This window comes from Roseovarius conchicola, assembly GCF_041403425.1.
Classification (GTDB): Bacteria; Pseudomonadota; Alphaproteobacteria; order Rhodobacterales; family Rhodobacteraceae; genus Roseovarius; species Roseovarius conchicola.
Window position 1 is genome coordinate 1 of record NZ_JBGEHK010000013.1, and the last position, 22,581, is coordinate 22,581.

23 protein-coding genes are annotated in these 22,581 nt (G+C 61.1%); 14 read left to right on the plus strand and 9 right to left on the minus strand.

Annotated elements, in window-relative coordinates:
* The first annotated feature begins 373 nt into the window (after nt 1–373).
* Nucleotides 374–1,234 carry a DMT family transporter gene (locus tag V6N02_RS21140; protein ID WP_371229304.1) on the plus strand — a complete coding sequence of 287 codons (861 nt, stop codon included), beginning with the start codon at nt 374–376 and terminating at the stop codon, nt 1,232–1,234.
* A 95-nt stretch (nt 1,235–1,329) separates the two neighbouring features.
* Nucleotides 1,330–1,497: a 50S ribosomal protein L33 gene (rpmG, locus tag V6N02_RS21145; RefSeq protein WP_065270785.1), complete on the plus strand. Its 168-nt coding sequence runs from the start codon at nt 1,330–1,332 to the stop codon at nt 1,495–1,497.
* A 118-nt stretch (nt 1,498–1,615) separates the two neighbouring features.
* On the opposite strand, the gene V6N02_RS21150 is transcribed toward rpmG, so the two are convergent.
* A complete protein-coding gene (locus tag V6N02_RS21150; protein WP_371229308.1) occupies nt 1,616–4,384 on the minus strand; it encodes a [protein-PII] uridylyltransferase in 2,769 nt (922 codons plus the stop codon).
* A gap of 27 nt (nt 4,385–4,411) precedes the next feature.
* Complete coding sequence (locus V6N02_RS21155) at nt 4,412–5,587, minus strand: penicillin-binding protein activator (protein WP_371229311.1); 1,176 nt, start codon at nt 5,585–5,587, stop codon at nt 4,412–4,414.
* A gap of 98 nt (nt 5,588–5,685) precedes the next feature.
* Between V6N02_RS21155 and rsmI the strand changes: the two genes are divergently transcribed.
* The 4 genes from rsmI (at nt 5,686) to V6N02_RS21175 (ending at nt 8,831) form a co-directional block, all read left to right on the plus strand.
* The gene (rsmI, locus tag V6N02_RS21160; RefSeq protein WP_371229314.1) at nt 5,686–6,534 is read left to right on the plus strand and encodes a 16S rRNA (cytidine(1402)-2'-O)-methyltransferase; all 849 of its coding nucleotides are present in this window, start codon (nt 5,686–5,688) and stop codon (nt 6,532–6,534) included.
* Complete coding sequence (locus V6N02_RS21165) at nt 6,531–6,926, plus strand: YraN family protein (protein WP_371229317.1); 396 nt, start codon at nt 6,531–6,533, stop codon at nt 6,924–6,926. The genes rsmI and V6N02_RS21165 overlap by 4 nt, the downstream gene beginning before the upstream one ends.
* 61 nt (nt 6,927–6,987) lie before the next feature.
* Nucleotides 6,988–7,923, plus strand: a complete 936-nt coding sequence (gene gshB, locus V6N02_RS21170; RefSeq protein ID WP_371229319.1) for a glutathione synthase — start codon at nt 6,988–6,990, stop codon at nt 7,921–7,923.
* Nucleotides 7,920–8,831 (plus strand): alpha/beta hydrolase, encoded by a 912-nt coding sequence (locus tag V6N02_RS21175; protein ID WP_371229321.1) that lies wholly within the window; start codon nt 7,920–7,922, stop codon nt 8,829–8,831. The genes gshB and V6N02_RS21175 overlap by 4 nt, the downstream gene beginning before the upstream one ends.
* Here the strand turns inward: V6N02_RS21175 and V6N02_RS21180 are convergent.
* The 4 genes from V6N02_RS21180 to cobU form a co-directional block, all read right to left on the minus strand.
* Nucleotides 8,797–10,311: a YifB family Mg chelatase-like AAA ATPase gene (locus V6N02_RS21180; RefSeq protein ID WP_371229324.1), complete on the minus strand. Its 1,515-nt coding sequence runs from the start codon at nt 10,309–10,311 to the stop codon at nt 8,797–8,799. The genes V6N02_RS21175 and V6N02_RS21180 overlap by 35 nt on opposite strands.
* 82 nt (nt 10,312–10,393) lie before the next feature.
* On the minus strand, nt 10,394–11,263 hold the full coding sequence (locus V6N02_RS21185; RefSeq protein ID WP_371229327.1) for a glutathione S-transferase: 870 nt from the start codon (nt 11,261–11,263) through the stop codon (nt 10,394–10,396).
* Between the two features lie 60 nt (nt 11,264–11,323).
* Entirely contained in the window at nt 11,324–11,896 is a 573-nt protein-coding gene (locus V6N02_RS21190) for a histidine phosphatase family protein (RefSeq protein ID WP_371229330.1), read from the minus strand.
* Nucleotides 11,893–12,414, minus strand: coding sequence for a bifunctional adenosylcobinamide kinase/adenosylcobinamide-phosphate guanylyltransferase (gene cobU, locus V6N02_RS21195; protein ID WP_371229333.1), 522 nt, complete (start codon nt 12,412–12,414; stop codon nt 11,893–11,895). Before cobU ends, V6N02_RS21190 begins: the two co-directional genes overlap by 4 nt.
* A gap of 117 nt (nt 12,415–12,531) precedes the next feature.
* On the opposite strand from cobU, the gene V6N02_RS21200 reads away from it, so the two are divergent.
* The 7 genes from V6N02_RS21200 (at nt 12,532) to V6N02_RS21230 (ending at nt 19,484) form a co-directional block, all read left to right on the plus strand.
* Nucleotides 12,532–13,410: an RNA polymerase factor sigma-32 gene (locus V6N02_RS21200; RefSeq protein WP_371229335.1), complete on the plus strand. Its 879-nt coding sequence runs from the start codon at nt 12,532–12,534 to the stop codon at nt 13,408–13,410.
* The gene (locus V6N02_RS21205) at nt 13,407–14,171 is read left to right on the plus strand and encodes a ChaN family lipoprotein (protein WP_371229338.1); all 765 of its coding nucleotides are present in this window, start codon (nt 13,407–13,409) and stop codon (nt 14,169–14,171) included. Before V6N02_RS21200 ends, V6N02_RS21205 begins: the two co-directional genes overlap by 4 nt.
* A gap of 69 nt (nt 14,172–14,240) precedes the next feature.
* The gene (gene coaBC / locus V6N02_RS21210) at nt 14,241–15,434 is read left to right on the plus strand and encodes a bifunctional phosphopantothenoylcysteine decarboxylase/phosphopantothenate--cysteine ligase CoaBC (protein WP_371229341.1); all 1,194 of its coding nucleotides are present in this window, start codon (nt 14,241–14,243) and stop codon (nt 15,432–15,434) included.
* A 37-nt stretch (nt 15,435–15,471) separates the two neighbouring features.
* Nucleotides 15,472–15,933, plus strand: coding sequence for a dUTP diphosphatase (dut, locus tag V6N02_RS21215; RefSeq protein WP_371229344.1), 462 nt, complete (start codon nt 15,472–15,474; stop codon nt 15,931–15,933).
* Nucleotides 15,933–16,997, plus strand: coding sequence for a HesA/MoeB/ThiF family protein (locus V6N02_RS21220; RefSeq protein ID WP_371229346.1), 1,065 nt, complete (start codon nt 15,933–15,935; stop codon nt 16,995–16,997). The genes dut and V6N02_RS21220 overlap by 1 nt, the downstream gene beginning before the upstream one ends.
* Complete coding sequence (locus tag V6N02_RS21225) at nt 16,978–18,987, plus strand: M3 family metallopeptidase (RefSeq protein ID WP_371229349.1); 2,010 nt, start codon at nt 16,978–16,980, stop codon at nt 18,985–18,987. Before V6N02_RS21220 ends, V6N02_RS21225 begins: the two co-directional genes overlap by 20 nt.
* Before the next feature lie 2 nt (nt 18,988–18,989).
* Nucleotides 18,990–19,484, plus strand: a complete 495-nt coding sequence (locus V6N02_RS21230; protein ID WP_371229471.1) for a L,D-transpeptidase family protein — start codon at nt 18,990–18,992, stop codon at nt 19,482–19,484.
* A gap of 3 nt (nt 19,485–19,487) precedes the next feature.
* Here the strand turns inward: V6N02_RS21230 and V6N02_RS21235 are convergent, their stop codons facing one another.
* Together V6N02_RS21235 and V6N02_RS21240 are read right to left on the minus strand one after the other, a co-directional pair.
* On the minus strand, nt 19,488–19,877 hold the full coding sequence (locus V6N02_RS21235; protein ID WP_371229352.1) for a YbhB/YbcL family Raf kinase inhibitor-like protein: 390 nt from the start codon (nt 19,875–19,877) through the stop codon (nt 19,488–19,490).
* Nucleotides 19,878–19,940: 63 nt separating this feature from the next.
* Nucleotides 19,941–20,594 (minus strand): YggS family pyridoxal phosphate-dependent enzyme, encoded by a 654-nt coding sequence (locus tag V6N02_RS21240; protein WP_371229355.1) that lies wholly within the window; start codon nt 20,592–20,594, stop codon nt 19,941–19,943.
* A gap of 187 nt (nt 20,595–20,781) precedes the next feature.
* Between V6N02_RS21240 and V6N02_RS21245 the strand changes: the two genes are divergently transcribed.
* Entirely contained in the window at nt 20,782–21,267 is a 486-nt protein-coding gene (locus V6N02_RS21245; protein WP_371229358.1) for a DUF3576 domain-containing protein, read from the plus strand.
* 15 nt (nt 21,268–21,282) lie between these two features.
* Here V6N02_RS21245 and V6N02_RS21250 read toward each other — a convergent pair whose 3' ends face one another.
* Nucleotides 21,283–22,515, minus strand: coding sequence for a glycosyltransferase (locus V6N02_RS21250; protein WP_371229361.1), 1,233 nt, complete (start codon nt 22,513–22,515; stop codon nt 21,283–21,285).
* Nucleotides 22,516–22,581: the final 66 nt, after the last annotated feature.

A 22,581-nucleotide genomic window follows, 5' to 3' on the forward strand; every position in this document is an offset into this window, starting at 1 on the left:
AGGCTGGGCGTGTCTTGGATGGGGAGTATGGGCTTGGCTTGGATAAAGCACACCACATGACCGTTTGAGCGCCATCCCACGGTCCGGCGCTGGCCCGGGTGATCTCAAACGGCGGCTCCGTCCGCGAAGCTGACCTTCCTATTCTCTATGCGAGTGCCGGTTCCACGATACGTGGCAAGACGAATTGGCTTTGTAAATCCAATTCTTGCAATGATTTAACGCGTTTCGGCTTTTGGAGGCCGCGATGTCATCAGGCAGCATCTCGCCCTTGGAACAGGGCGGTTTCACTTAATACCGTGTCAACTTGTGGACGTACCGGTTGCTGTGACATAGAGCGCAGATCGTCCAATCGATATTTTATAAGAGAGTCTCTTTGTCTTACTTCCTTCTTGCCATCGCGGTTTTGTCCTGGGGAGTGTCGTGGTTCGCGATCACCCTGCAGGTGGCACATGCGCCTGCGATGGTGTCGATTGCCTATCGCTTTGCCTTGGCCAGCCTTGTGTTGGTGGCGTATTTGGCCCTCACCGGACGGCTCAAACCGATCCCGCTGCGCGATCATGGGGCGCTGGCGGGGCTAGGGGCCTGTCTCTTCAGTCTGAATTTCTATTGCTACTATCTGGCCGCGGACTCCCTGACCTCTGGCCTCATGTCTGTGATCTTTGCCACGGCGGCGATCATCGGCGCGCTGAACCAGAAGCTGTTCTGGGGCGTTCCGCTGGATCGGCGGGTGATGGCGGCGGCGGCGATCGGGGTCGTCGGGCTGATGCTGCTGATCGGGCCTGAGGTGCGGATGGACGTGACCGCACTGGGTGCCGTGGGCCTGTGCGTTCTGGGCACCTATTTCTTCTCGCTGGGCAACCTGATCTCGTCCCGTCTGGGTCAGCGCCATGCGCTTCCCAACATGGCGGGACAGGGGATGGTTTACGGCGCGCTGATTGCCATCGTGGTCAGCTGGCTCACCGGCGAAGCCTTTGTTCTGCCCAAAGCCCCGGAGTTCTGGGGATCGCTGCTGTTTCTGGCGCTGATCTCGACCGTGGTGGCGTTCCTGGCTTATCTCAACCTGATCCGCCGCGAAGGGCCGGTGCGGGCCTCTTACGCGACGGTGCTGTTTCCGATCATCGCGATGGCTGTTTCCAGCCTCTGGGAGGGCTATGTCTGGAGCGTGTCGTCCGGGATCGGGCTGGCCCTGACACTGGTGGGCACCGTCATTGTGTTTTCACGCCGTGCGGGGTGAGGAATACGGTTGACTTGGCTGCGCGCGACGTTAAAAGGCGGGCTTCATGAGAGATTCACGAGGGGCTTCGGGCCGCTCGACGCAGGAGAGCCCCAATGGCGAAGCCGACCACAATCAAAATCCGCCTGAACTCGACCGCAGGCACGGGTCATTTCTACGTGACCAAGAAAAACGCCCGCACCATGACCGAAAAAATGGTGATCCGGAAATATGACCCGGTTGCGCGCAAGCATGTCGAGTACAAGGAAGGCAAGATCAAGTAAGATCGCCTGACTTTGAAGTTGGGAAAGGCCGTGCCACTTGGCGCGGCTTTTTCTGTTTGGGCATGGTTGATATGCGGGACTTTGCCACCGAGCGGCCTCTCGCGGCCCGCCGCGCGCATTACGTCACTGCCCGCTCGGCCCCTTGCTCAATCGCGTCGCGTAGCTTTTTTTCCAGTGCTTTCTGCTTGGATTCGGAGTGGAATTTCAGCCCGAACATGTCTTTGACATAGAACGTGTCCACCACCTGTTCGCCATAGGTCGCGATCACGGCCGAGTTGATATAGACATTGTTGGCGGCCAGCGTGCGTGTGAGATCGTAAAGCAGGCCAGGGCGGTCACGGGTGTCGACCTCGATGATGGTGTAAATCTCGGATCCTTCGTTATCAAAGGTGATATGCGTGGGCACACGGAAGGCGCGCTCGCGTTTCTTGATCTTGTCGCGGCTTTTGATCGCTTCCTTGGCCACCACTTCGCCCTTTAGCGTCTTGCGGATCATCTGGGTCAGGCGATTGAGGCGGCTTTGCTCGAACGGGCGTCCCTCGGCGTCCTGAATCCAGAAAGCAGCAGTGGCAAACCCGTCCTGGCTTGTATAGGTGCGCGCGTCCACCACGTTGGCTCCAACCAGTGCAAGTGCCCCGGCAAGACGCGAGAAAATACCGGGGTGATCGGCCAGTGCAAAACAGGCACGGGTAGCATCGCGATCCTCGTCAATGGACAGGTCTATGGCGATCTCGTCATCCGTCAAATCCCGAAGCAACCGGGCAAACACGACGTGGGCGGTGACGTGCAGGCCTTGCCAATAGGGGGGGTAATGCCGGGCAATCTCGGTCTTGAGGTCCTTGGCATCCCAATCGGCCAGCTCTTCGCGCAGATTGCGCTTGGCATCCGAGCCGCGTTGCTCACGATTAAGCGCCTCAAGCCCGCCTTCCATCGCCCGCCGCGTCTGACGATACAGCGCCCGGATCAGCGAGGCTTTCCAGTTGTTCCAGGTGTCAGGACCCACGCCACGAATGTCACAGACGGTCAGCACACACAGCAGGTCCAGCCGTTCCTTGGTCTGCACCAGCTTGGCAAAATCGCGCACTGTGCGCGGATCGGCGATATCGCGTTTCTGCGCCATATCCGACATCAACAGATGATAGCGCACCAGCCACTCGACCGTGTCCACCTCTTTGGGTTTCAGACCCAGCCGGGCGGCGATTTTGCGGGCCATCCGGGCCCCCAGGATCGAATGGTCTTCATCCCGCCCTTTGCCGATATCATGCACCAGAAGGGCGACATAGATCACCTTGCGGTTCACCCCTTCCTCAAGGATCGACGACACAACCGGCAGCTCTTCGACCAGTTCCTTGCGTTCGATCAGGGCCAGTTGCGAGACGCATTGAATGATATGCTCGTCCACCGTGTAGTGGTGATACATATTGAACTGCATCATCGCCACGATGTGCTCGAATTCAGGGATAAAGGCCGACAAGACGCCCAGTTCGTTCATCCGCCTCAGCGCGCGTTCAGGGTTGCCATGTTTCAACAGCAGGCCCAGGAACAGTTTCTGGGCTTCCGGGTCGGCGCGGTACTCATCATCGATCAGGTGCAGGTTGGCAGTGACCAATCGCATGGCATCCGGATGGATCAGCATGGCGGTGCGCAAGCCCTCTTCAAACAGGCGCAGCAGGTTCAGGCGGTCCGACAGGAATGTCTTCTCATTGGTAATCGCCAGACGGCCATGCACCTCGGTATAGCCTTCTTTCAGCTTTTTGCGCCGCCGGAACAGCCGTTGCAGCAAGGCTTCGGATTTGACATGCATCGCCTCCAGCTTGGTCAGGAAGATGCGGGTCAGATCGCCTACGGCGGTGGCGTGGCGGAAATAGTCCTGCATGAAGTGTTCCACGGCGCGCCGCCCGGCAACATCCTGATATCCCATGCGGGAGGCCACTTCGACCTGCATGTCGAAAGACAGCTGATCATTTGGCCGTTTCGTGACGAGGTGAAGATGACAGCGCACCGCCCACAGGAAGTTATGGGCCTGCGCAAAGGTGTCATATTCCTCCTCGCTGAACAGGCCGGTGCGCACCAACTCGGCCACGTCTTCAACCCGGTAGATGTATTTGGCGATCCAGAACAGGGATTGCAGATCGCGCAGCCCCCCCTTGGCTTCTTTCACGTTCGGCTCAACCATGTAGCGTTGATTGCCTTGCTTGCGGTGGCGCTCTTCGCGCTCGGCCAGTTTGGCCTCGATGAACTCTTTTTCGCTGCCTTTGAACAGGTCGTCCCACAGCGCCGTGTTCAACTTGTCCGACAGCGCCCGATCCCCAGCCAGATAGCGGTTTTCCAACAGCGCGGTGCGGATGGTGAAATCCTCGCTGCCCAGACGCAGGCAATCGGCGATGGTGCGGCTGGCATGGCCCACTTTCAGGCGCAGATCCCACAGCACATACAGCATGCTTTCAATTACGCTCTCGGCCCAGGCGGTGATCTTGTAGGGCGTCAGGAACAGCAGGTCGACATCGGATTCCGGGGCCATTTCGCCACGCCCATAGCCGCCGACCGCCAGGATCGCAATACGTTCGCCCTCGGTTGGGTTGGGGTTGGGGTGCAGGATGCGGATCGCGACATCCAGCACCGTCAGGATCACGCAATCGGTTTGCCAGCTGATCGAGCGGGTCGCGGCCTCGGCCGCCAAAGGATGCTCGGACAAGGCCTCGGCAATGGCCACGCGACCGGATTTTCGTGCATCACGCAACAGCGGTATCACCGCCTTGCGCAACGCCGCGTGATCGCCATGGTGGGTTTCCTCCAGCGTGGCCAGCGCTGATGCGATGCCGGCCTGATCAAAGATATCCTCCGCCGGGCAGATCAGGTCGTGCGGCTGAGGAGGGATATCTTTCATTTTGCTGGCCTCAGATGGCAGGCCGGGTCAGAACCCAGCACCGCCAAAGCTTTGCGGTGCGTTTTCGATCACGACCACCTTCTGATTGCGTACCGTTGCGATGGCCAGCCCGCGTTCATTGCTGCCATCGGGGCGAAAACGGAACACGCCGTTCACGCCCTGAAAGCCCGCAGACTGGGTCAGGGAATTGCGCCCCAATGCGCCACGGCGCCCGCTTTTGGCCAATGCGCCGACGGCCGCAATCCCGTCATAGGCCAGCCCGGCGATGGCATGGGGCTGGCCGCCATTCGCAGCGGCAAACCGACTGCGGAATTGCGCGGTACGGGATGGGTCGGGCAGGGCAAACCAGCCGCCCTGAACCCCGGGCAGCTCCAGCGTTTGCGGCGGCACGTCCCAGCGCGCCAGCCCGATATATTGCGTCGCATCCGGGCCCAGGCCTTGTTCAGGCAGCATCTGGGTGAACAACGGAAGCGCCCCTGCCGCATTCGAGGTCATGAAGATCGCATCGGCCGCACCGTTGGCCGCCGCTGCTTTGATCTTTGGCACCGCGGCCACAACACCATTCTGAGAGAACTCATAACCGACACTCCCGGCCATGGTGCCGCCATTGGCGCTGACCGCGCGTTCAATCGCCTGACGGCCAAGCTGACCCGAAAGATTGTTGGAATAAACCGCAAGGATGCGGTTTTTGCCCTGCCGCGAGGCATAGCGCATCAGCCGGTTGGCGGTGTTGTCAAATGTTTGACCGAGGATGAAAAGATTGCCCCCGGCAATGGTGGGGTTGTTGGAAAAGGCCAGCACGTTGATGTTCTTGCTGGCCACCGCGACGGCAGCAGCATTGGCCGCTTCGGCGCGCAATGGGCCAATGATGATCTGGGCACCATCGGCGACCGCGTTCAGCGCGGCCTCCTGAGCGCGGGCCGCACTGCCACTCGTCCCATAGACCCGCAGGTCAATCTGCACCCCTTGAAGATCGGCAACAGCCAGCCGCGCGGCCGCCTCCAGATCACGGGCCAGTTTCTGCTCCTGCGGGCTGGCCGCGCCATGGGGCACCAGCAATGCCACAGCCACCTTGCCGCCCGACCCGCCCGACGGGCTGCCGCCCCCAAGGCTGACGGGTTGGCAGGCGGCCAGCCAGATCACGGCAAAAAGGGCGATGATGCGCGCGGCAGTCTTGCGGGCGGATGATAAAACGGCAAACATGGTTACTTCTCACTCCCTGATAGCGGGGCGATTTGGTGCCCGCATTTAGAGGGCGATAATAAACGTCATACAGGGCGGGTCCAGAGGGGATTCCATCAATGCCAAAGCTAAGCCCGGGTTTGTACCTGATCGCGACGCCCATCGGAACGGCGCGCGATATCACCCTGCGCGCGCTCGATCTTCTGCGCGACGCCGATATGCTGCTGGCCGAGGACACGCGCAGCCTGCGCAAGCTGATGGATATCCATGGCGTTGCTTTGCAGGACCGCTCGATCGTGGCCTATCACGATCATAATGGTGCGCGGGTGCGCCCACGTATTCTTGCGGCTTTGGCGGCTGGACAGTCGGTGGTCTATGCCTCCGAGGCGGGCACTCCGATGGTGGCCGACCCGGGCTTTGATCTGGCCCGCGCAGCGGTGGCCGAGGGGCACAAACTGATCTCGGCACCGGGGCCCTCGGCGGTGATCACGGCGCTGACTCTATCGGGTCTGCCCACGGATCAATTCCATTTCTCGGGCTTTTTGCCGAACGCCTCTTCCCGGCGGAAATCCGCGCTTGGAACCCTGGCCCAGGTCCCCGGAACGCTGGTCTTTTACGAATCGCCCAAACGATTGGCGGCGATGTTGCGGGATGCGGCCACCACGCTTGGCGTGGATCGGGAGGCGGTGATCTGTCGCGAGTTGACCAAGAAGTTTGAAGAGGTTCTGCGCGGCTCATTGAGCGATCTGGCCGAGAGGATTGCCGAAAAGCCCCCGAAAGGCGAAATCGTCGTGCTGATTGGCAGCGCCCCTGAACGGATCGTTAACGCTGAGACTCTAGAATCATCCCTGCGCAAAGCTCTTTCGACGCATTCTGTGCGTGATGCTGCTGATCTTGTGTCGGCTGATCTGGGGGTGGCACGGCGCAAGGTCTATCAACTGGCCTTGAAACTGGAGAACGAGACGTGACGCAGCTTTCACTTCCATTGCCAGCCACGCGTGAAGAACGCGGTTTGCGCGCCTATCTCTCCGGCGCCTCTGCCGAGGCGGCCGTCGCGCGATATCTTGGGCGTCGGGGGTGCGATCTGGTGGCCGAGCGCTGGCGCGGTAAAGGTGGAGAAATTGACCTTATTCTGCGAGAGGGCGAGACCTACGTCTTTTGCGAGGTAAAGAAGGCCCGCAGCTTTGACGCAGCCCAGAACAGCCTGCGCGAAACGCAGATGTACCGCATTCACGCTGCGGCCTCGGAATACCTCGAACATACGCCGAAAGGACAGTTGAGCGATGTTCGGTTTGACCTTGCTCTGGTAAACGAGACCGGCGAAATCCGCATCGTGAAAAACGCGTTTGGCCATTTCTGAATTGCAAGCCTTGTTCCCATGCCCCATGTAGGTCCGGCATTGCAGGACAAGGGGCAGAGCCATGAAGATTGCCTTTCAGATGGACCCGATCGGGCCCATAGACATCACCGCCGACAGCACGTTTCGTTTGGCTGAAGAGGCACAGGCCCGCGGGCACGAGCTGTTTTACTACACGCCCGACAATCTGGCCTATGACGAAGGACGCGTGACAGCACGGGGCTGGCCGCTGAGTGTTCAACGGGTTGAGGGCGATCACTTTGCGCTGGGCGATGAGGCGACGGTTGACCTGTCCGAGTTCGACGTGGTCTGGCTGCGTCAGGACCCGCCGTTTGACATGTTCTACATCACCACCACACATATTCTGGACCGGCTTGCCCCCGGCACTTTGGTGGTCAACGATCCGTTCTGGGTGCGCAATTACCCTGAAAAACTGCTGATCCTCGATTTCCCTGACCTGATGCCGCCCACCGCCATCGCCCGGGATATCGAAACCATCAAGGCGTTCCGCGCGCGCCATGGCGACATCATCCTCAAGCCGCTTTACGGCAATGGCGGGGCCGGGGTTTTCCATATGCCCGAGTCGGATCGCAACCTGAACTCTTTGCATGAAATGTTCACTGGATTTTCTCGCGAGCCACTGATCGTGCAGAAGTTCCTGCCCGATATCGCGAAGGGCGACAAACGTGTCATTCTGGTCGATGGCGAGCCGGTGGGCGCGATCAACCGCGTTCCGGCCAAGGGCGAAACCCGCTCGAACATGCATGTGGGCGGGCGGCCCGAAAAGATCGACCTCAGCGACCGGGATCTCGAAATCTGTGCCCACATAGGCCCGCTTCTGCGTGAAAAAGGGCAGGTGTTTGTCGGGATCGACGTGATCGGCCAATACCTGACCGAAATCAACGTCACCTCGCCCACGGGCATTCAGGAGCTTGAACGGTTCGATGGCACGAATGTCGCTGCGCTCATCTGGGATGCGATCGAGGCCCGTCGCGCATGAGCGTGATGAAACCCATTCTCAACGCCTGGCTGCGCTACACGGAAAAACCGCATCTGGCGCGCGCGAAAGACCCCGACAAGCTGCGCCGCTCGTTCGAGGCCAAGGCCCGGTTCTATTTTCGCGGCCCGCGTGGCACCGTTTATGAACCAGGCACGGTTGCGGGTGTCCCGGTGGTCAACGTTGCCGCTCCGAGTGCACGGGACAGCGATGGTCCGCTGATCCTGTATCTGCATGGTGGAGCGTATGTTTTCGGCTCACCGAAGACGCATCAGGCGATGTTGGCACAGCTTTCGGCCCGCACCGGGTTGCACGCCTGCCTGCCGGATTACCGCAAGGCACCTGAACATCCCTTCCCGGCCGCGATCGAGGATGCGGTGGCTGTCTACTCGGATCTCGCTCAACATCCCGGTGGCATCATCCTTGGCGGGGACAGCGCAGGGGGCGGGCTGGTATTGGCCCTTTTGCAGGAAGTTGCCCGGCTTGACCTGCCATCTCCTTTGGGCTGCCTCTGCCTGTCGCCCCTGACCGATTTCAGCTTCACCACCCCAAGCGTGGCGGCAAATGCCAAGTCCGACGTCGTATTGCCGGTCAGCATGGTGCCGCTGATGACTGAAATGGTGATGCAGGACCGCCCGCTTGATGATCCGCTGATTTCTCCGCTGCTTGGGGATTTCACCGGTGCCCCGCCGATCTGGGTTTGCGTGGGTGATACTGAAATTCTCGAAGACAATGCCCGGCTGATGGCCAAGCGATTGCAGGAGCAGGCTGTCGAAACGACGCTGGTGATCGAAAACGATTTGCCGCATGTCTGGCCGCTCTTTCACAACCTGCTGCCCGAGGCCCGCGCAACGCTGGATCAGATGGCTGGCTGGATCAGCTCTCTGCCGCGCCGTTCAGCCGATAGCTGACTGCCTCGGCGACATGATCGCGCCCAACAGCATCTGATCCACCCAGATCGGCGATCGTGCGCGCCACGCGTAAAACCCTGTGATAGCCGCGTGCCGACAGGCCAAACCGTTCGGCCACTTTTGACAGCAATGCCCGTCCGGCCTCATCCGGGGTGGCGACCTTGGTTAAGACCTCGCCTTCGGCATCCGCGTTCAGGCGCATGTCCGGGGTGTCGCGGAACCGTTCCTGCTGGATGGCACGCGCCTCGGCCACGCGCGCGGCGACCGTGGCGGAACTATCGCCCGAGGCTGGCAAATCGAGATCGGTAAAGGCAACCGGCGGCACATCCACCCGCAGATCGAACCGATCCATCAAAGGCCCGGATATGCGCCCCATGTAGTCTTCGCCACAGATCGGGGCGCGCGAACAGGCCCGGGCTGGATCGCTGAGATAGCCGCATTTGCAGGGGTTTGCCGCGGCCACCAGCATGAACCGGCAGGGGTAGTTCACATGCGCATTGGCGCGGGCTACCATCACCTCACCGCTTTCAATCGGCTGGCGCAGGGTTTCCAGCACGGCACGTGGAAATTCGGGGAACTCATCCATGAACAACACGCCATTATGGGCCAGGCTGATCTCACCGGGGCCAGCGCGTCGCCCCCCGCCGACAATCGCGGCCATCGACGCCGTGTGATGGGGTTCGCGAAAGGGCCGGTCGCGGCTGATGCCGCCCTCATCCAGGATCCCGGCAAGTGAATGGACCATGGACGTTTCCAACGCCTCAATCGCGCTGAGGGGCGGTAAAAGCCCGGGCAGACGTGCGGCCAGCATGGATTTGCCCGATCCCGGCGTGCCCACCAGCATCAAGTGATGCCGCCCGGCGGCGGCGATTTCCAAGGCCCGCTTGGCCCGTTCCTGCCCTTTCACGTCGCGCAGATCGCGATTGGCCGGTGCGCCGACCACCTCGCCCGGCTCGGACGGAGGAAGGGGGGATTGGCCGGTATAGTGGCGCACCACGTCGGCCAATGTCGCGGCGCCAATCACATTCGCAGCGCCCACCCACGCGGCCTCAGCCCCCGAGGCTTTCGGGCAGAGCAACGTGCGGTCCTCTTCCGCGGCGGCCATCGCCGCGGGCAAAGCGCCCACCACGGGCACCAGCGAGCCATCAAGGGACAGCTCACCCAGGGCGCAGGCCCCTTCGACGGCATCCTTGGGAATCACTTCCAGCGCGGCCAGCAGGGATAGGGCAATCGGCAGATCGAAATGGCTGCCTTCCTTGGGCATGTCAGCGGGCGAGAGGTTGATGGTGATCCGTTTGGAGGGCAGGGCGATCGCCATAGAACTCAGCGCCGTGCGGACCCGGTCGCGCGCTTCGCTTACCGCCTTGTCAGGCAAGCCAACGACTGAAAAGGCGGGCATACCGGGGGTCACGGCGCATTGCACCTCGACCGAGCGTGCCTCAACCCCCTCGAACGCCACCGTGTAGGCGCGTGCCACCATTACCTTCGCTCCTCGTTCATCATGGTTAACGATAGGAGATCAGGGATTTAAGAATGGTTAACGCGACCAGGGTGAGCGCGGTTTATCCCAGCAACGCCATGAATTTGGGCCATGCGGCAGGGTCGGCCACGGTCTTGTCGCGGCAAAACGCGTTGCAGAACCCGAACACGCGCCCCTCCACCTCCATCAAATGCGAGACAGCCCCCCCGGAATAGGGGCAGGCGGCGTTCTCGGGTGTGCCGGTTTCGATGGCGCGGGCCGGTATGGCACGAGGTCCCGGCCAGTCGGTCAGATCATATGGCATGGCATAGCGGTTCAGCGTCTCGCCATGCACCAGCCCCATCGCACGCCAGCGCCGAAAGCCCGGATCGGCCAGATGTGCCTCCACGTAAGCCTGCGCGGCAGGTGAAACCGTTAAGCCGTAACCAGCAATCCGCGCCGCGACGGGGGCGTAGAACGCATCGACAATCCCGTATTCACCACACAGCCAAGGGCCATCTGGCGCACAGGCTTCACGGGCATAATCCCAGATCAGCTCCAACCGCCGCAGATCGGCCTCAACCTCGGCCCGGGGCACGACACCCTGATAGGCAAGGCGTACATTCATCGGGCAATCGGTGCGCAACGCGCCAAACCCGGCATGCATTTCGGCGGTCAATGTCCGGGCAATGGCGCGCGCCTTGGGGTCGGACGGCCAGAGACCAAGATCAGGATGGCGGCTGGCCAGTTCTTCGGCGATCGCAACGGATTCACCAACCGCCGCGCCTTCGGGCGTGCGCATGGCTGGAACGGTCTTGGCCGGCGCCCAGCCGGGCATCTGTTCGGGCACACCCCCGGCCTTGAAACTGACCATCTGCAGGTTGCGGTCGATGTCAAAGCGGTCAAACAGCAGCCAGGCGCGCAGCGACCAGCTGGAATAGGCGTAATCGCCAAGGATAAGATCATAAGTCATGGGCCTGAGTGTAGGCGGGGGCGCCGCCGCGTGCCAAATGCCGATTGGTGCGCAGGGTCATCACGGGAGATGATTGATCGCCTGCGCCTTCCAATCCCCTGAAATATAATGCAGTTCAGTGACCGATAGGTTGTCGATCTTATGCGAAAACGCCTCATATGCGTCGATTTTCAGGGCCTGCTGCACTTGCGTCAGGATCACACCGAAATGCGCCACCGCGATGACATCCCGCCCCGGATGGGCGGTGATCACGCGGGTGATCGCGCGGTTCACCCGGGCGCTGACTTCGTGCCAGCTTTCGCCGCCGGGCGGGCGCACATCGCCCGGTTCATCCCAAAAGCGCCGCAGATGCGCCTGGTCCTCTATGGTATCCCAGTTTTGCATCTCCCACTCGCCAAAATGGATTTCACGCAGATCGGCATCATGGGGCAGACGGTCCTGTCGGGCCATCACGGCATCCGCGGTGCTCACTGCACGGCTCAGATCCGAGGAAATCACAACGGCGTCTCGCGGCAGATGCGCCGATAGCCGCGCAACCTGTGCCGTATCGCTAAGGTCGGCGGGAATGTCGCTCCACCCCACCAGCGCCTTTGCATGGGTGGGGCCGTGCCGCACCCAGAACACCCGGCTCACGGCATGTCGCCTTTCAGCACCTGTGGCAGCCCGGCAATCACATTGACGACCAGCCCGGCCTTGGCAGCCAGTTTCTGGTTCAAGCGGCCCTGTTCTTCGCGGAACCGCCGGGCCAATGCGTTTTCGGGTACCACGCTGGCCCCGACCTCGTTGCTGACAATCACCACCGGGGCCGAACACAGGGCAAGCCCGGCCATCAACCCGGCCTCGGCTTCGGCTATGTCCGCCTCGGCCAGCAGATGATTGCTGAGCCACATGGTCGCACAATCCAGCAGGACAGCATGATCACCGCTGATCCCGGCCAGTGCGCGGCCCACATCCAATGGTTCTTCTATCGTGTGCCAGCCCGCGCCGCGTGCTTCCCGGTGACGGGCCAGTTTGGCGCGCATCTCATCATCATGGGCCTGCGCCGTCGCCAGATAGACGCGGTTGCGCCCCGTGCCTGTGACCAATCCCTCGGCCACCGTCGATTTGCCCGACGCCGCCCCTCCCAAAACCAAGCTTAATCCCGGCAACATCGCGCCTATTGCACCTCTTTTTGATCCGGTTTGATTGGACCTGCGTATCATCCTCAAACACACTGAGAAAGAGCCCGATTTCACAGCGCAGATCAGTGAGCGACAAGGGGGAAAGACATGCCACTCGATGGACCACAGTCAAGTTCAATGTCTCGCAAGGCGATGAAGGCGGAATTGCTGGATGCCGAAACCGAGTTGAAACTGGCCTATGCTTGGCGCGACGAGCGCGATGAAGAGGCCCTGCATCGTCTGATCACCGCTTACATGCGGCTGGCGATTTCGATGGCATCAAAGTTCAAACGCTACGGCGCGCCGATGAATGACCTGATCCAGGAAGCGGGCTTGGGGCTGATGAAAGCCGCGGACAAGTTCGACCCCGACCGCGGCGTGCGGTTTTCGACCTATGCGGTCTGGTGGATCAAGGCCTCGATCCAGGATTACGTGATGCGGAACTGGTCGATGGTACGCACCGGCTCCACCTCGTCTCAGAAATCTCTGTTTTTCAATATGCGACGCGTTCAGGCTCAGATCGAGCGTGAAGCAATGGCCCAAGGCACCGAATTGGATGGATACCAACTGCGCGAGATGATCGCGCAGGAAGTTGGTGTTCCTTTGCGCGATGTCGAAATGATGGCGGGGCGCCTGTCTGGGTCAGATTTTTCCCTGAACGCCACCCAATCCTCCGAGGATGAAGGGCGCGAATGGATCGACACTCTGGAAGATGACGGCCCGCGGGGTGATCAACTGGTTGAGGAAAACCATGATCTGTCGGCCCTGCGCGGATGGCTGGGCGATGCGATGGGCAAGCTGAACGAGCGTGAGCGTTTCATCGTGCGCGAACGCAAGTTACGCGATGAGCCCCGCACGCTGGAAAGCCTTGGCAACGAACTGAAGTTGAGCAAGGAACGCGTGCGCCAGCTTGAAGCGGCGGCCTTCCAGAAAATGCGCAAAGACCTTGAACGTCACGGCGCCGAGGTGCACAACCTGTTGGCATGAAACAACACCTGATTGCCGTTTTATTGACCCTGTCCTGCGCTGCGAATGCGCAGGACATTCTGATTCTGGGCGAGGTGCATGATAACCCCGCCCATCACGTTGTGCAGGCCGAGAAGGTCGCCGCCCTGACCCCCACCGCCCTGGTGTTCGAGATGCTCACCCCCGATCAGGCCGATGGCGTGATCTTTGCCGAGGCGTCCGATCAGGAGGCGCTGGAGGCGGCGCTGGGCTGGGACGAGAGTGGCTGGCCTGATTTCGCGATGTACTACCCGATTTTCGCTGCCGCCGCCGAGGCGCGGATTTATGGCGCAGGCCTGCCCCGTGGCGAGGCGATGGAGGCGTTGAATGGCGGCATCGCTGCCTTGTTCGGGGACGAGGCGGCGGCCTATGGTCTTGATCAACCCTTGCCCGAAGATCAGCAGCAGGCGCGCGAAGCCCTGCAATTCAACGCCCATTGCGATGCGCTTCCCAAGGACATGCTGCCCGGGATGGTCGATATCCAGCGCCTGCGCGATGCCAAACTTGCCCGTGCTGCCCTGCGCGCTTACGCCGAAACCGGTGGCCCAGTGGCGGTGATCACCGGCAATGGCCATGCCCGCCGTGATTGGGGGATGCCTGTGTATATCGCGCAGGTGGCCCCGGATATCGAAGTGCAGGTGATTGGTCAGACCGAAGATAACGGCCCTATCGAGGGCGGTTTCGACACGGTGTTGTCCTCACCCACCGTGGATCGTCCGGACCCGTGTCTGGCTTTTCAATAGGTCCGGGCGCCTCTTGCCACCCATTCCGCCACGTCCTATCGTCGCCTCGGTTCAACAAAGGCGGCGCAAATGCTTGGCGATAAACGCATCCTTCTGATCATTGGCGGTGGTATCGCGGCGTTCAAATCGCTCGATCTGATCCGCCGTCTGCGCGAACGCGGCGCCTCGGTCACGCCGGTGCTGACCCGAACGGGCGAGGAATTCGTGACACCTTTGTCCGTTTCCGCGCTGGCCGGACAGAAAGCGTTTCGTGACCTGTTCGATCTGACGGATGAGGCCGAAATGGGCCATATCGAGCTGTCCCGCTCGGCCGACCTTATCGTGGTGGCCCCGGCCACCGCCGATCTGATGGCCAAGATGGCGCAAGGCTTGGCCAATGATCTGGCCTCCACCCTGCTGCTGGCTACCGATACCCCGGTTCTGATTGCGCCTGCGATGAATGTGCGGATGTGGGAGCATGCGGCCACGCAGCGGAATATCGAAACGCTGAAAGGAGATGGCATCGGCTTTGTCGGCCCGAATGAGGGCGATATGGCCTGTGGCGAACACGGGCCGGGCCGGATGTCGGAACCGATGGAGATTGTCGCCGCGATAGAGGCGACGCTGGCCAATGGCCCGCTCAAGGGCAAACGCATTCTGGTCACCTCGGGGCCGACGCACGAGCCGATTGACCCGGTGCGCTATATTGCCAACCGCTCGTCCGGGGCGCAGGGTACGGCGCTGGCCCGCGCGCTGTCCGCACTGGGGGCCGAGGTGATTTTCGTCACCGGCCCTGCCGATGTGGCCCCGCCGGAAGGCGTTCACGTGATCGCGGTTGAGACCGCCCAGCAGATGTTCGAGGCCGTGCAGGACGCCCTGCCTGTGGATGGCGCAGTCTTTGCCGCCGCGGTGGCCGATTGGCGTGTGGCCTCGGCCAGTGACAGCAAGATGAAGAAAACCAAGGGCGGCTTGCCAAATCTGGAGTTCGCTGAGAATCCCGACATTCTGGCATCGGTAGCGCAACTGGAAAAACACCGCCCTGACCTTGTGGTCGGGTTCGCCGCCGAGACCGATGATGTGGTTGAAAACGCCACTGCCAAGCGCAAACGCAAAGGCTGTGACTGGATCGTGGCCAATGACGTGAGTGCCGAAACCGGCATCATGGGTGGGGCCGACAACGACGTTACACTGATCACCGCAGAGGGTGCCGAGGATTGGCCGCGCATGTCGAAATCTCAGGTGTCCGCCAAGCTGGCTGATCGCATCGCCAAGGCGTTGACCTGAGGATGCGAGTATTTTTGGCAAGATGAAGGGGCAGGGAATGGTCTCAATTCAGGTGGTTTGGGACACGGGTGCGGACCGCGACCTGGGTCTGCCAGCGTATGAAAGTGGCGGAGCGGCTGGCGCGGATCTGCGTGCGAATTTCCCGGAAGGACAGCGTGAAGGTATCAACGTGGCACCGGGTGCGCGGGTGCTGGTGCCGACCGGACTGCGCATTGCCATTCCGGACGGGTTCGAGGTGCAGCTGCGCCCGCGGTCCGGATTGGCCCTGAAACATGGGATCACCCTACCCAACAGCCCCGGCACGATTGATGCCGATTATCGCGGGCCCTTGGGAGTGATCGTGCTGAATGCCGGGACCGAGCCGTTTCATATCGCGCATGGCATGCGGATTGCACAGATGATTGTCGCACCGGTGGTGCAGGCGCGTTTTGATGAGGTCGAGGCACTGGACGACACCGCGCGCGGATCGGGTGGTTTTGGCTCGACCGGGGCGGGCTGATGGCGCTGGTTCTGATCATGGGCGCGGCCCTTTGGGGGATTGGTGCGGTGATGGGGGCGCCGTACCGGCTGCGCTGGGGCATGATCGGGGTGTTGTGGCTGGCGGTTGTGGCGTTGCACCTGGTGTTGCCGGAGGGCCATCCGCTGCGCATGGCGACAGGGGAAAGCCCGGCCTTGTGGCTGTTGCTGGCGGCGGCGGCCTCGCTGGTGCTGGCCTATCGCTCCGGTTTACGCCGTCTGCGCCGCGCTGCCGAGGTGAAAGAAGCGCCACCCGTCCAGACCGGCACATTTGCGGCAGCCGAGCTGGAGCGGTACGCGCGTCATATCATCCTGCGCGAGGTCGGCGGACCGGGTCAGAAGAAGCTGAAAGAGGCGCGGGTGCTGGTGATCGGGGCCGGCGGGCTGGGTTCGCCCGCCCTGATGTATCTGGCAGCCTCGGGGGTGGGGACGATCGGGATCATCGACGATGACGAAGTGGATTTTTCCAACCTGCAACGTCAGATTATCCACACGGATGACCGGGTTCACATGCCAAAAGTCCACTCGGCGGCCGATGCGATCGGGGCATTGAACCCCTACGTTACCGTGCGCCCTTATCAGCGCCGTCTGAGCGCGGATATGGCCGCGGATCTGTTCGAGGACTATGATCTCATTCTGGACGGCACTGACAATTTCGATACGCGCTATCTGTCTAACGCCACCGCCCATGCCCTTGGAATTCCTCTGATTTCCGGCGCTTTGTCGCAATGGGAAGGGCAGTTGAGCGTGTTTGATACCGCCCACGGAACCCCCTGTTATCAGTGCATCTTTGCCGAGGCCCCGGCGCCCGGTCTTGCACCTTCCTGCGCCGAAGCGGGGGTGATCAGCCCGCTGCCCGGCGTGATCGGTTCGATGATGGCAGCCGAGGCGGTCAAGGTGATCACCGGGGCAGGTCAGCCGCTGCATTCCGAGATGCTGATCTATGACGCGCTTTACGGCGAAACCCGCAAATTCAAACTGTCCCGACGCGCCGATTGTCCTATCTGTGGGACCAAAGGAGACACGCATGAACCCGTTGCTGAGTGAGTGGACCACGCCGTTCCAGATCGCCCCGTTTGACCAGATCGAGGATTCGCATTTCGCCCCCGCCTTCGAGACGGCACTGGAAAAGGCCCGCACCGAGATCGCGGCGATTGCGGATGCGCCCGAGGATCCCGGTTTTGCCAATACCATCGAGGCGCTGGAACAATCAGGCAAGGCGCTGGACAAGGTGCTGGCGGCGTTTTTCTCGGTTGCAGGTGCAGATAGCAATCCTGAAAGGCAGCGATTGCAACGTGAATTCAGCCCGAAGCTGGCCGCGTTCAGTTCCGAAATTCATAGCAATTCCAAATTGTTCGCCCGTATCACCGCCTTGTGGGAATCCCGCGAAACTCTCGATTTGTCCCCCGAACAGCAGCGGCTGCTGATGCTGACCCATCGCCGGTTCCGACGCGCTGGCGCGGGCCTGTCAGGCGAAGCGGAAACCCGCATGAAACAGATCATGTCGCGTCTGGCGGAGCTGGGCACCGCATTCACCCAGAACCTGCTGGCCGATGAGGCGGATTGGTTCATGGAGCTGGGCGAGGCCGACCTTGAGGGCCTGCCCGGTTTCGTGATCGATGCGGCGCGAAATGCCGGTGCCGAAAAAGGGCTTTCGGCTCCGGTGATCACCCTGTCGCGGTCCTTGATCGTGCCGTTCCTGCAATTCTCTCCCCGTCGTGATCTGCGTGAAAAGGCGTTTCGCGCGTGGGAAGCACGCGGTGCCAACGGGGGCGAGACCGACAATCGGGGCATTGCCGCCGAAACACTGGCGCTGCGCGAAGAGCGCGCCAAACTGCTGGGTTATGACTGCTTTGCCGATTTCAAACTCGAAACCGAAATGGCCAAAACGCCCGAGGCGGTACGCAGCCTTCTGATGGATGTCTGGGGCCCCGCCAAAGCCCGCGCCGAGGCTGATGCAGAAGTCTTGACGCAGATGATGCAGGCCGACGGGATCAATGCGGAACTGGAGCCGTGGGACTGGCGCTACTATGCTGAGAAACGCCGCAAGGCCGAGTATGATCTGGATGAGGCCGAACTCAAACCCTACCTTCAGTTGGAGCGGATGATCGAGGCGGCGTTCGCCTGTGCCAATCGCCTGTTTGGTCTTGAGTTCCGGGCCCTTGATATCCCTCTTTATCACGCCGATTGCCGCGCGTGGGAGGTGACGCGGAATGGCACCCATGTGGCTGTTTTCATTGGCGACTATTTTGCCCGAGCCTCGAAGCGCTCGGGCGCATGGTGTTCATCCATGCGGGGGCAGGCGAAACTGCCGAAGGTGCAAGGGCCTGTGGTGATCAACGTGTGCAATTTCGCCAAAGGCGACCCCGCTCTGCTGAGTTATGATGACGCCCGCACACTGTTTCACGAATTTGGCCATGCGTTGCATCACCTGCTCAGCAATGTGAGCTATGAAAGCCTGTCAGGGACCAATGTGGCGCGCGATTTCGTCGAATTGCCCAGCCAGCTGTTTGAACACTGGCTTGAAGTGCCCGAGGTGTTGGCCGAATTCGCCACCCATGCCCAGACCGAAGAGGCCATGCCGCAGGCGTTGCTGGACAAGGTGCTGGCAGCGGCCAATTTCGATATGGGCTTTCAGACGGTGGAATATGTCGCCTCGGCGCTGGTGGATCTGGCGTTTCACGACGGTGACGCCCCGGCTGATCCGATGAAGGAACAGGCCCGCGTGCTGGCCGATCTGGGCATGCCCCGGGCCATCACCATGCGTCATGCTACGCCGCAATTTGCCCATGTCTTCGTCGGAGATGGTTATAGTTCGGGCTATTACAGCTACATGTGGTCCGAGGTAATGGACGCCGATGCTTTTGCCGCCTTTGAAGAGGTGGGCGATGCATTTGATACCGCCACGGCCAGAGCGTTGGAGGAAAACATCCTGTCCACCGGCGGGTCGGTCGAGGCCGATCAGCTTTACATCGCCTTCCGGGGGCGGTTGCCGGGGGTCGAGGCGTTGCTGAAGGGCCGTGGGCTGGCAGCGTGACCATGCATGCTGGTGATCTTGTCCTGACACCGACTGGTGTGCGGTTTGCCGGGCGGCGGTTCCCCTGCACGATCGGGCGCGGGGGGCTGAGCCGTGACAAGCGCGAGGGCGATGGGGCGACTCCGGTCGGGGTGCATCACATTGTAGGCATGTTTTATCGCCCGGATCGCATGTCCTCGCCTGCGCCGTGGGCCAATCCCACCAGGCCCGGCGATCTGTGGTCGGACGATCCCGATCAACCTGACTATAACCTTTTGGTTTCAAAGCCCTATGCGCATTCTCATGAGGTGATGCGCCGAGCCGATCCGCTGTATGATCTGGTCCTGATCACAGATTGGAATTGGCCCGATGCGACGCCCGGGCAGGGGTCATGCATCTTTATCCACCAATGGCGCAGGCCGGGCTATCCCACCGCCGGGTGCGTGGCGTTTCGCCCGGATCATCTGCGCTGGATCGCCGCCCGGGTGCAGCCGGGCACGCGGCTGATCGTGCGCTAGCCGTTACTCGGGGTATTTACGCTGCGCAGTGGCTTTGCCCAGCGTTTTGCCGCCGCCCTTGGCTGTTGCGGTCCACTGATAGGTATGCGCGCCGCTGGGTGGGCAGGGGCTTTTGTATTTGAACACGCCAAATGGCATCTTGCCATCGCCGGTCACTTTCACCTTGCCGCCGCCATGTTTGTAGTTCGGGACATTCAAATCCTTCAGGCGGAATTGAACCGAGGTGGTGCCAGCCGGTAAGTCTTTGATCACAAAGGCCGGGCTGCCCACGGTGTTGGGGCGGCCGCTGGTGCAGCTGGGGATATCCCCCCATTCAAACGAGATCGAAAACTCGGCGGCAACAGTGCCGGCAGACAGCATCAGGGCGGCAACAGACAGGGGAAGCAGACGCATGGGAAATGTCCTTTGAATCGTAAATCCGACTCCAGCCTAGCGCATCAAACCGGCCTTGGGAATTCAGCCGTAATCACGCGCCCCGAAAATGGCCGAGCCGACGCGCACATGAGTGGCCCCAAGCGCAACCGCGCTTTCAAAATCCCCGCTCATGCCCATCGACAGACCGCTCAGACCGTTGCGCTCGGCGATCTTGGCCAATAGGGCAAAATGCAGGCTGGGTTCTTCCTCGACGGGGGGAATACACATCAGCCCCTGCAGGGGTAAATCCATGTCCCGACATTCGGCGATAAACGCGTCCGCTTCGCCCGGCAATACACCTGCCTTTTGCGGCTCTTCGCCGGTGTTCACCTGAATAAACAGATCGGGGCAATGGCCCTCTTCCTGGGCAAGGCGCGCAATGGTCTTGGCCAGCTTGGGGCGATCCACGGAATGGATGCTCTGGAACAAATCAAACGCCTGACGGGCCTTGTTGGTTTGCAGTGGACCAATCAGATGCAGGTCAATATCTTGAAATTGCTTGCGAAAATCGGGCCACTTCCCGGCGGCCTCCTGAACGCGGTTTTCGCCAAAGACCCGGTGACCTTCGCGCAGAACGGCCTCGACCCGTGTATTGGGTTGCACTTTGGACACCGCGATCAGTGTCACGCTGCCTGCGTCGCGCCTGGCCTCGGCCTCGGCTTTGCGGATGCGGGATGTAATGTCGTCGAGGCTCACCAGAGGTCACAGTCTTATTGGTTGAAGGGCGTCTTGCCTGACTTTCGCACGGCGCGCGGGGAGGCGGCAATCCCTGAAACGGCCAACCGGCCTCAGGCAGGTGAAGAATTTCACTGAGCGCCGCAAACACCTTGCCCCTTCGCGCGACCTTGGCTAGTAGAGAGGGGCAACAATATCGGACGGCTTCATGATCTCTTCCCGTATCAGAAATCTGGCGCTTGTGGCGGCCTGTGCAACGCTGGCCGTCGGGTGCGCGGATGCGACAGTCACCCCCGCCGATGGAAAAGCAACAGGCGTATCGAGCCAAAACCCTGTCTCGGGCACGCGCGTCAAGGGCGGCGGTTCGATTTTCGATGCCTTCAGAGGTGGCAAAGCTGAGATCAAGGTTAACCGGTTTCTCTGGACCGCGTCTCTGGATGTCCTGAACTTCTTGCCCGTGCAGGCGGCAGACCCGTTCACCGGGGTGATCACGACCGGATATGGCACACCTCCGGGGGGGGGGCGTGCGTATCGCGCGACGATCCTGATCAGTGATCCGGCGCTGGATGCCCGGTCATTGAACGTGGCTTTGCAAACCCGCAACGGCCCAGTTGCGGCCGGAACCCAGCGGGCGATTGAAGACGCGATTCTGAACCGTGCGCGTCAGTTGCGGATCAATGCCGGCCGGTTCTAAGCCCGCCACTCACGTCTAGCTTGTAATCCCGGACACCCAGTCCAACTGCTTTGGCAGGCAAATACTGTTGAGATCATATTGCTCGACCATCAGCTTGCGGGCATTTTGGCCCAATCGGGCACGCTCGCCTGCATCCTCCAGCAGATCGCAAACCTCGCGGACCAGTGCCGCGCCGTCGAAGAAGTCAATCAACCGCCCGGTCTGATCATGGCTGATGACCTCGCGCACCGGGGCAACATCGCTTGCCACGATTGCTGCTTCGCAGGCCATGGCCTCCATCAGGCTCCAACTGAGCACGAACGGGTAGGTCAGGTAGACATGCACGCGGCTGACCTGCAACAGGCGCACGAACTGATCGTAAGGAATACGGCCCAGAAAATGGACCCGTGCCCAATCATCGTCTGATATCTGATCCCGCACCTCGTCGATGAAAATCTGTTTCCATGTTTGCCCCTTGGGGGCCTTGGCACCATAGCTGACCTCGTCACCGCCCACGATCAGAACAGTGGCATTGGGGCGTTCCTTCAGCAGATCGGGCAGGGCGCGCATGAACCGGTGATAACCGCGATAGGGTTCGAGGTTGCGATTGACGAAGGTGATCACCTCGTCATCGCGCGTCACATCAACCTGCCCCTCGATGGTCAGGCGCACGTTTGGGTCGGGGCGCGAGATCGTGGTGTCAATGCCATCATGGCTGACGGTGATCTTGTCGCGGAATTCGGCCGGAAAAGTATCGGCTTGGAACTTTGTTGGGCTGATCCCGGCATGGGCCAGCGGGAAATGGATATGGTTGTTGAGGTTTTTCAAACGAATGCGCATGGCCGCTGTTTGACTGGGGCGTTCAAACTCGGGATCGAAGTTCAGATGCGGATATCCCGACAGGTGATAGAGTTCGCAATACAGCGCCATGCGCGCATCGGGCCAGACATCGCGCAGAAACATCGCCTCGCCCCAGCCGTGATGCGCCAGGATCAGATCGGGGGCAAACCCGGCCTCGCGCAGCGCCACCGCCTTGTGAAAACAGGCCTCGGCCCGTGTGACCTTGGTGTCCAGATCAACCAGCCAGGGATGGACATTCTGGTTTGTGCGCCCGCTCACGGCATAGGGTACCACCCGCACGCCCTTCCATCTGACCGGTTCCTTGACTCGCAGGGTCAGCGCCACGCAATCATGCCCCTGTGCTGCCAAAAGCGGGGCCAGATGCTTGTACTGGCCTGGAAAATTCTGATGAATGAACAGGATTTTCATCGTCTGCCCCGCGCCCCTCTTCCTTTTTTGTCGTTTATACGCAGAAGCGGCCACCCCTGCCTAGGC

Excerpts from the sequence above, each read along its gene's own strand:
- rpmG (WP_065270785.1), top strand. The coding sequence starts at position 1,330 with ATGGCGAAGCCGACCACAATCAAAATCCGCCTGAACTCGACCGCAGGC.
- V6N02_RS21150 (WP_371229308.1), bottom strand. The coding sequence starts at position 4,384 with ATGAAAGATATCCCTCCTCAGCCGCACGACCTGATCTGCCCGGCGGAG.
- V6N02_RS21155 (WP_371229311.1), bottom strand. The coding sequence starts at position 5,587 with ATGTTTGCCGTTTTATCATCCGCCCGCAAGACTGCCGCGCGCATCATC.
- rsmI (WP_371229314.1), top strand. The coding sequence starts at position 5,686 with ATGCCAAAGCTAAGCCCGGGTTTGTACCTGATCGCGACGCCCATCGGA.
- gshB (WP_371229319.1), top strand. The coding sequence starts at position 6,988 with ATGAAGATTGCCTTTCAGATGGACCCGATCGGGCCCATAGACATCACC.
- V6N02_RS21175 (WP_371229321.1), top strand. The coding sequence starts at position 7,920 with ATGAGCGTGATGAAACCCATTCTCAACGCCTGGCTGCGCTACACGGAA.
- V6N02_RS21180 (WP_371229324.1), bottom strand. The coding sequence starts at position 10,311 with ATGGTGGCACGCGCCTACACGGTGGCGTTCGAGGGGGTTGAGGCACGC.
- V6N02_RS21185 (WP_371229327.1), bottom strand. The coding sequence starts at position 11,263 with ATGACTTATGATCTTATCCTTGGCGATTACGCCTATTCCAGCTGGTCG.
- cobU (WP_371229333.1), bottom strand. The coding sequence starts at position 12,414 with ATGTTGCCGGGATTAAGCTTGGTTTTGGGAGGGGCGGCGTCGGGCAAA.
- V6N02_RS21200 (WP_371229335.1), top strand. The coding sequence starts at position 12,532 with ATGCCACTCGATGGACCACAGTCAAGTTCAATGTCTCGCAAGGCGATG.
- V6N02_RS21205 (WP_371229338.1), top strand. The coding sequence starts at position 13,407 with ATGAAACAACACCTGATTGCCGTTTTATTGACCCTGTCCTGCGCTGCG.
- coaBC (WP_371229341.1), top strand. The coding sequence starts at position 14,241 with ATGCTTGGCGATAAACGCATCCTTCTGATCATTGGCGGTGGTATCGCG.
- dut (WP_371229344.1), top strand. The coding sequence starts at position 15,472 with ATGGTCTCAATTCAGGTGGTTTGGGACACGGGTGCGGACCGCGACCTG.
- V6N02_RS21220 (WP_371229346.1), top strand. The coding sequence starts at position 15,933 with ATGGCGCTGGTTCTGATCATGGGCGCGGCCCTTTGGGGGATTGGTGCG.
- V6N02_RS21225 (WP_371229349.1), top strand. The coding sequence starts at position 16,978 with ATGAACCCGTTGCTGAGTGAGTGGACCACGCCGTTCCAGATCGCCCCG.
- V6N02_RS21230 (WP_371229471.1), top strand. The coding sequence starts at position 18,990 with ATGCATGCTGGTGATCTTGTCCTGACACCGACTGGTGTGCGGTTTGCC.
- V6N02_RS21235 (WP_371229352.1), bottom strand. The coding sequence starts at position 19,877 with ATGCGTCTGCTTCCCCTGTCTGTTGCCGCCCTGATGCTGTCTGCCGGC.
- V6N02_RS21245 (WP_371229358.1), top strand. The coding sequence starts at position 20,782 with ATGATCTCTTCCCGTATCAGAAATCTGGCGCTTGTGGCGGCCTGTGCA.
- V6N02_RS21250 (WP_371229361.1), bottom strand. The coding sequence starts at position 22,515 with ATGAAAATCCTGTTCATTCATCAGAATTTTCCAGGCCAGTACAAGCAT.